A 7,874-nucleotide genomic window follows, 5' to 3' on the forward strand; every position below is an offset into this window, starting at 1 on the left:
GCATTTAACCAGGTATAGGGTGAGCGCGTGTTCGGATTACCAGGAAAAAAATCCAGTGCCGTCCTTGGAGTGGATATAAGCTCCAGTTCGGTCAAGCTGCTAGAGCTGTCAAAACATGGCGATCGATACAAGGTCGAGAGCTATGCGGTAGAGCCGTTGCCGGCCAATGCAGTTGTTGAAAAAAACATCACAGACGTTGAAGCGGTTGGGGAAGTGCTCAAGCGTGTCGCGTCCAAATCACGTACCAGTGTGAAACAGGTAGCCGTTGCTGTTTCCGGCTCGGCGGTGATCACCAAGGTTATCCAGATGGATGGTGGTCTCAACGAGTTTGAGATGGAAGACCAGATTGCGCTGGAAGCCGATCAGTACATTCCTTACCCCCTCGATGAAGTGGCGATCGATTTCGAAGTCCAGGGTCCGTCCGAATCCAACCCGGATCAGGTGGATGTACTGCTGGCGGCCTGCCGTAAGGAAAACGTCGATATCCGAGAAGATGCCCTGGAAATTGCAGGACTGACAACCAAGATAGTCGATGTGGAAGCCTACGCCCTGGAGCGAGCCTACAGCCTTATTGAGCCTCAGCTTGACTCCCAGGGAGAAGAGTTGGTGGTTGCCATCGTTGATATCGGTGCAACCATGACAACCCTGAGTGTGCTGGCAGAGGGTAAGACGGTCTATACCCGCGAGCAGATCTTTGGCGGAAAACAGCTGACTGAAGAAATTCAGCGTCGTTACGGGTTGTCGCTCGAAGAAGCTGGTCTGGCCAAGAAGCAGGGTGGTTTGCCAGACGACTACAACGAGGAAGTCCTGACCCCGTTCCGGGAAGCGGTTGTTCAGCAAGTGGCGCGGGCGCTGCAGTTTTTCTTCGGCGCGAGTCAGTACAACGCGGTGGATTACGTGGTGCTTGCCGGAGGAACAGCGTCGATTCAGGGGCTCACGGAAATGGTGGAAGAGAAAACTGGAACGCCAACCCTGGTGGCCAATCCGTTTGCCAATATGGCGGTGGGCTCCCGGGTTAACGCCTCTGCGCTAAGCAATGATGCCCCCTCGTTGATGATTGCCTGCGGTCTGGCAATGAGGAGTTTCGACTGATGGCAAAGATTAACCTCAGACCCTGGCGGGAAGAGCTTCGCGCCGAGAAGCAGAAACAGTTTGTTGTGATGATACTGGGCGCCGTGATTATCGCGGGTGGCCTGGCTTTCCTCTGGAAGTCGGATATGGACAGCCGGATTGCCTATCAGCAATCCCGTAATGCCTATATTGAGACTGCAACCAAAGAGCTGGACAAGCAGATCAAGGAGATTGAAAACCTCAAGCGTCAGCGCGATGAATTGCTGGCACGCATGCAGGTGATTCAGGATCTTCAGGGTAAGCGGCCGGTGATTGTGCGGGTGTTCGATGAATTGGTGAGGACTCTCCCGGATGGGCTTTACTACACCGATCTCAAGAAAGCCGGTGAGCGACTCGATATCGTGGGTATGGCCGAGTCAAACAGCCGAATTTCGAACCTGATGCGTCAGTTCGAGGATTCTGAATGGTTTGCTAATCCCAATCTGACCAATGTGGCTGCAGCAGACAGCGCCCGGTCCGGATACAGCCAGTTCAATCTCTCCGTCCGGCAACGGACGCCTGAGCCCGAAGGGGAGGATAACTGATGAGCCTCGCGGACTCTCTGAAAAGTCTTAATGAATTCGATATCAATGATCTGGATATCAACAATGCCGGCATCTGGCCGGCTCCGGTCAAGGCCATTGTGGTGCTAATTGTCTTCGGCCTGATACTGGGTGGCGGTTACTGGTTCTTTGTCAAAGATCAGTATGCTCAGCTCGATCAGGTGGAACGAAAAGAGCAGGAGCTCAAGCAGCGCTACGAGCAGAAGGCCTATCAGGTGGCGAACCTGGATGTGTTCAAGGCCCAGATGGAAGAAATGGAAGAAACCTTTGGAGCCCTGGTGCGTCAGTTGCCCAGTGAAACCGAGGTGCCCGGCCTGTTGGAAGATATTACCAATACGGCGTTAGGGAGTGGTTTGGCGTTGCAGGAAGTCAAGCTTCAGCCGGAGCAGCAGCGAGACTTCTATTCGGAGCTTCCCATTAATATTCGGGTGTCAGGTTCGTATCATGAGCTGGCTTCCTTCGTGAGCAGCGTGGCGAGCCTGCCGCGTATCGTGACGCTGCACGATTTAACCATCAAACCAATTGGCGGAGACGGAGACCAGCTTGATATGCAGGTGGTTGCACGTACTTACCGCTACCGGGCTGGAGAATGAGCATGACAGGAAAGCATGCGGGAAAGGCCTGGCTGGGTGTGTGTCTGGCGTCTTTGCTGACGGCTTGTTCCCAGGGAAACGGTTTTTCGGATCTCGACAAGTTCATGGCAGATACCCGGGCCAAGCCTCGTGGGCACGTGGAGCCTTTGCCGGAGTTTAAAGCCTATGAGGCTTTCAGTTACTCGGCGGCTGACCGTCGCGCACCTTTTGAGCCGCCGGTGGATGTCCAACTTACGATGGTTGATGAGCAACCGGTCAGTGACGTAGAGCCGGATCTGGATCGGCCGCGCGAGGTGCTTGAGAACTTTGATCTGAAGTCGTTGACCATGGTGGGCACGCTTCAAGGGGTTGAGGGCAATCTGTTCGCGTTGGTGCGAGATGATATGGGTGGCATTCACCGTGTTCGCACCGGCAATTATATGGGGCAGAACTATGGCCGTATTGTGGGTGTCAGTGAAACCCGCATTGAGCTAATTGAAATCGTTCCGAATGGCCGGGGTGGATGGGTAGAACGCCCGCGCTCCCTGTCTTTGGATGAAGGCTGAGGAGCGGTAACGGTATGAATTCAAGAAACATGCACGAACAAACAGGTTTAGGGTCGAGGCTAGCGATGTTCAAAAAACTCAATGTCTGCGTAGGCGTGATTGCCATCGGGTTATGGAGCGGCCTGGCCAGCGCGGTCACGCTGCAGGACTTGTCTTTTTCGTCGCTGCCAGGGGAGCGGCTGGAAGTCACCATGCAGTTTGATGGCACGCCGCCGGAGCCTTCGGGCTACACCATAGAGCGGCCTGCCCGGATTGCGGTGGATCTTAAAGACACCACCAGCGCCTTGAACCAGCGCAGTATCCCGCTGGGTACCGGTAATGCTCAGAGCGTTACCGTGGTCGAAACCAAGGATCGCACCCGGCTGATCTTTAACCTGGTTGAATTGGTGCCTCACGATACCGTGCGTACCAGCAACTCTCTGGTAATGACCATTGGTGGTGAGTCTGACGCCGTCGCCTCCACCTCTTCTCAGCCGGCACAGCTTACGACAACGGCTTCTCCTGCATCGTCGAATGCGTTGGCCGGTGTTGATTTCCGTCGTGGTAAAGAGGGCGAAGGTCGGGTGATCGTCGATCTGGGTAGCAGCACGGCGACCGTTAATCTGAACGAGCTGGGCGGCCGTATCCGTTTGACCATGCCTGACCTTCAGGTTCCTGCCGATCTGAGACGTCGGCTGGATGTCACCGATTTTGCGACACCGGTTACTCGCATCGATACTTTTGTGGAAGATGGCAGTGCGGTAGTCGAGATCAGACCACAGGGTGAATATGACTATATTGCCTATCAGTCAGGTCGTGAGTTTACCGTAAGCATTGAAGAGCTCTCGCGTGAAGAGGCCGAGGCACGCCGTGAGGAGAAATTCCCATACACCGGTGACAAGCTTTCCCTGAATTTCCAGGACATTGAAGTGCGTTCGGTGCTTCAGCTGATTGCTGATTTTACCGGGCTTAACCTGGTCGCCAGTGACACAGTGGGTGGAAGCATCACTCTGCGACTGCAGAACGTGCCATGGGATCAGGCGCTGGATCTGATCTTGAAGACCAAAGGCCTGGATAAGCGTCAGATCGGCAACGTTCTGTTGGTCGCGCCTGCCGAAGAAATTGCGGCCAGGGAAAAGCTTGAGCTCGAGACCAACAAGCAAATTGCGGAGTTGGCTCCGGTTCGGTTGGATATTATTCAGGTGAATTACGCCAAGGCGGCTGACATTGTTGAGCTGATCCAGGCGGACGAAGAGCTCATTTCTTCCAGAGGCTTTGTTTCATCTGATGCCCGTACCAACACAATCAGTGTCCGGGAAACTGCTGAGAAGCTCGATGAAATCCGTCGACTGGTATCGACATGGGACGTTCCTGTCCGTCAGGTTTCTATTGAAGCGAGAATCGTCAGGGCTCAAACCAACGTGGCTGAAGATCTTGGCGTTCGTTGGGGTGGCGCGGCGTATAACGTAGACGGTGATGATGTTGTCACGGTTGGCGGGTCTCTCGGTACTCTGCAAGAGGCTCGGGATGCGGCAAGCGGTGGAAGCAACACCATTTCCTTCCCGGGAGCATTGGGTGTAGATCTCGGTGTGAGTGGCGAGGGAGCCTCATCTTTTGCGATTGGTTGGGGTAGCGATGATTTCCTCGTCGATCTCGAGTTGTCAGCGCTTGAAAGTGATGGTCGTGCGGAAGTGGTGTCCCAGCCCAGAGTGGTGACTGCAGATCGCCAGAGCGCGTCGATCAAATCTGGTGAAGAGATCCCTTATCAGGAAGCGTCTTCCAGTGGTGCGACTTCTGTATCGTTCAAGGAAGCGGTGCTTTCTCTTGAGGTGACCCCGCAGATTACGCCCGATGACAAAATCATTATGGATCTCGTGGTCAACCAGGATTCCCGGGGCGAAGTAACCGCAGGTATCCCTTCGATCAATACTAATGAAGTGACAACACAAGTATTGGTTGCTAACGGCGAGACGGTTGTACTGGGTGGTATTTTCCAGTCTGAAGTTGCCACTCAGACCACAAAAACTCCGTTCCTGGGTGACATCCCCTATCTCGGGCGCCTGTTCAAACGCACCGAGCATGTTGATGAGCGCAGCGAGCTGTTGATCTTTATTACGCCGAAGATCATCAAGAACGATATCTTGCAGTAAGATTGGTGTAAGTAAAAAAAACCGCCGGGTAACTCCGGCGGTTTTTTTGTTCCGGGCCTGTTGCCCGATACCGAGCCGCTTATGGATTGCCGGTCCTTGTGCTATTCTCACCCGCCTGAAACCTGTTGAGCGGAAATTATGTCTTTGCCCAAACGTGTTGTTCTGGTTGGGCCCATGGGGGCTGGAAAAAGCACTATTGGCCGGTTGCTGGCCAAGGAGCTCGGCTATCGATTCCTGGACTCGGACCGGATTATCGAAGAGCGATGTGGTGCCAATATTCCCTGGATCTTCGATGTTGAAGGTGAGGACGGTTTTCGTCAGCGTGAAACCTCAATGCTTGACGAGTTGTCCAATGAGGTGGGCACGGTGCTGGCGACAGGGGGTGGTGCCGTCATGCGTGCTGAAAATCACGGATTGCTGAAAAAGAACGCTGTGGTGGTTTACCTCAAAACGTCTATAGACCAACAGGTTGAGCGCACACGTAAGGACAGGAACCGACCGTTGTTGCAGAACGACGATCCGGAAGGCGTGTTGCGCAGGCTGTTTGCGATTCGGGACCCGCTCTATACCGAGTTGGCGGATATCGTTATGTTTACCGATCGTAAAAGCCCCCGTCTTGTGGTTCGGCAACTGGTGAACCGAATCAATCCTAAAACGCCCCGCCACAGAAGACAGCGGCGGAAAGAGGGCAGGCATAATGCACAAGGTACTTCGAGAGCTGAAGGTTGAGCTCGGGGAGCGCAGCTATCCGATCATTATCGGGCAGGGGTTGCTGGGCTCGTTTGACCTGACACCCTGGGTGGCGGGCCAGCAGGTCATGATCGTAACTAACGACACCGTTGGCCCCCTGTATCTTGACAAGGTTAAAGGCTGTTTTCCCGGCAAGGTCATTGACGTAGTGACCTTGCCCGATGGAGAACAGTTCAAGGATTGGCAGACGCTCAACCTCATTTTCGACGCGCTTCTGGAAAAACGACATACCCGCAAAACGACACTCGTTGCCCTGGGCGGCGGTGTTGTGGGCGATATGGCGGGTTTCGCGGCGGCCTGTTACCAGCGCGGCGTTCCCTTCATTCAGGTTCCAACCACGCTGCTCTCTCAAGTGGACTCTTCTGTTGGGGGGAAAACCGGGATAAATCACCCGCTTGGCAAGAACATGATCGGTGCTTTCCATCAGCCCCAGGCAGTGCTGATCGATACCGACAGCTTGCAAACACTGCCGGCGAGGGAGGTGTCTGCTGGTCTCGCAGAGGTGATCAAATATGGTCTGATTCGGGATGAGTCTTTCCTGGCCTGGCTTGAGGATTCGATGGAAAGCCTGTTACGCCTTGATGCTGAGGCATTAGGTGGGGCCATCTATCGTTCCTGTGTCTGTAAGGCGGAAGTTGTTGCGCTTGACGAGCGAGAGGGCGGGTTGCGTGCAATTCTCAATCTTGGTCATACCTTTGGTCATGCCATTGAAACCTTTGCTGGCTACGGCAACTGGTTGCACGGTGAAGCCGTGGGCACGGGTATGATGATGGCAGCCGATCTCTCAGTGAGAGAGGGGCTGATCTCGGCGGATGATCGGGCCCGGGCGGTTGCTCTGATTCGGCGCGCTCGTTTGCCTGAGTGGGCGCCGAGCGGCATGACATCAGAGGACTTCATGAATCTGATGTCCGTGGACAAGAAGAATGTGGATGGTCGGCTACGGTTGGTTCTCCTGAAAGCAATAGGTGACGCCTTTATCGCCGAGAATGCCTCCGCTGACAACATCCGTGATACCTTGAGGGCATTCCTGCCGCAGGCAGGCTGATGGGCTCTGAGTTTCAGAAACAGGGACGGCGTGTGACTCAAGAATCCTTGAACAGTACCGACGGAGGGGGGCTTTTCCCCCGGCTCCAGCAGCGATACGGTCTTCGAGACAATCCTCTCGAGATGGAAACGCCGTTTTTCCCGGATGCCATGCGTCAGCATGCTTTGGAGACGTTGCGCCATCTTTGTGGGTTCGGGGATATGGTGCTGGTGCTGACCGGTGCGCCGGGGGCCGGTAAGACCCGGGTGTTGGCAGAGTTGGTGCGCAGCGAGTCCTCAAGGCTTGATTTTCATCGAATTCCCGCATCGGCGCTTACCAGCCGCCAGGCCCTCGCGCGTTACCTGAAACAGCTGGCGAAATCCGGGATACCGGTAGACTCTGAGCCCAGAGAGGCGGTTTATCGTTATTTTCGCTGGTCCGAATCCGGCCTCCGCCGAGGTCACCGGCAAGTGCTGCTGATTGACGATGCAGACCGGGTTGAGTCGGATGTTCTGAATCTTCTGGTAGCAGGCTTTGTGGCATCAGAACGGTCTGTTTCTGCCGTTCCGATTATGGCCGGCACCGAGCAGGTCTGGAGCCAGTTGGAAGATCGTCCGGATTCCGCCTATGCGCATCACCTGAACCTGCCTCCGTTAAGCCGCGAAGACATCAAGGCTTATCTCGAGCCCAGGGTTCACAGGGCGGGTGGTTCTCAGTCTGAGCTGCTGTCGGCCTCTCGGTTGAAAAAGCTTGAGGTGTTGAGTCAGGGTAGCTTTGGTCGACTCAAGCGTGTTGCGCCGGGTGTTTGGCTGGACATGGTTCCGTCGTCGGCAACGTCCTCCTCGAAAGCTGGTTTTACGGTTGCGCATTTGCGGTGGCCTGCGCTGGGGCTGCTATTGCTGGCGGCATCCTGGTGGTTTGTTTCCCAGCAATACGAGAGCACGGTTCAGCGACAGGCTGACGCCGAGGTTGAGCCTGAGCCAGTCCGTAAGAGCATTACCATTGGTCCGGGTACTGAGGAGCCTGAGCCGGAAATAGCGCCTTTGATTGCACCTGCGCGCCAGGATGAGCCTGTCGTTCCGGGCGAGAACAATGCGGCTGAGGAATTGACACAGGCCCCGCCTGAAACAGAGCTTGTCCCAGAGCCAGAGCCAGAGCCA

At 55.1% G+C, this 7,874-nt stretch carries 8 protein-coding genes; all 8 read left to right on the forward strand.

What is annotated here, in order from left to right; all coding sequences use genetic code 11:
* Positions 1–27 precede the first annotated feature (27 nt).
* Positions 28–1,092, forward strand: a complete 1,065-nt coding sequence (locus Q674_RS21600) for a pilus assembly protein PilM (RefSeq protein ID WP_031209505.1) — start codon at positions 28–30, stop codon at positions 1,090–1,092.
* Entirely contained in the window at positions 1,092–1,655 is a 564-nt protein-coding gene (locus Q674_RS21605) for a PilN domain-containing protein (RefSeq protein ID WP_023007638.1), read from the forward strand. Before Q674_RS21600 ends, Q674_RS21605 begins: the two co-directional genes overlap by 1 nt.
* A complete protein-coding gene (locus Q674_RS21610; RefSeq protein ID WP_014420570.1) occupies positions 1,655–2,266 on the forward strand; it encodes a type 4a pilus biogenesis protein PilO in 612 nt (203 codons plus the stop codon). The genes Q674_RS21605 and Q674_RS21610 overlap by 1 nt, the downstream gene beginning before the upstream one ends.
* A 2-nt stretch (positions 2,267–2,268) precedes the next feature.
* On the forward strand, positions 2,269–2,811 hold the full coding sequence (locus Q674_RS21615) for a pilus assembly protein PilP (RefSeq protein WP_023007639.1): 543 nt from the start codon (positions 2,269–2,271) through the stop codon (positions 2,809–2,811).
* 14 nt (positions 2,812–2,825) lie between these two features.
* A complete protein-coding gene (gene pilQ / locus Q674_RS21620) occupies positions 2,826–4,940 on the forward strand; it encodes a type IV pilus secretin PilQ family protein (protein ID WP_031209508.1) in 2,115 nt (704 codons plus the stop codon).
* A 138-nt stretch (positions 4,941–5,078) separates the two neighbouring features.
* Positions 5,079–5,669 carry a shikimate kinase AroK gene (gene aroK, locus Q674_RS21625; RefSeq protein ID WP_023007641.1) on the forward strand — a complete coding sequence of 197 codons (591 nt, stop codon included), beginning with the start codon at positions 5,079–5,081 and terminating at the stop codon, positions 5,667–5,669.
* A complete protein-coding gene (gene aroB / locus Q674_RS21630) occupies positions 5,638–6,735 on the forward strand; it encodes a 3-dehydroquinate synthase (RefSeq protein ID WP_023007642.1) in 1,098 nt (365 codons plus the stop codon). The genes aroK and aroB overlap by 32 nt, the downstream gene beginning before the upstream one ends.
* A gap of 32 nt (positions 6,736–6,767) precedes the next feature.
* Positions 6,768–7,874: ATP-binding protein (locus Q674_RS21635; RefSeq protein ID WP_036198799.1), on the forward strand; the 1,107-nt coding region annotated here is incomplete at its 3' end.

The sequence above is a fragment of the Marinobacter sp. EVN1 genome (genome assembly GCF_000475375.1).
In the GTDB taxonomy this organism is placed as follows: domain Bacteria; phylum Pseudomonadota; class Gammaproteobacteria; order Pseudomonadales; family Oleiphilaceae; genus Marinobacter; species Marinobacter nauticus.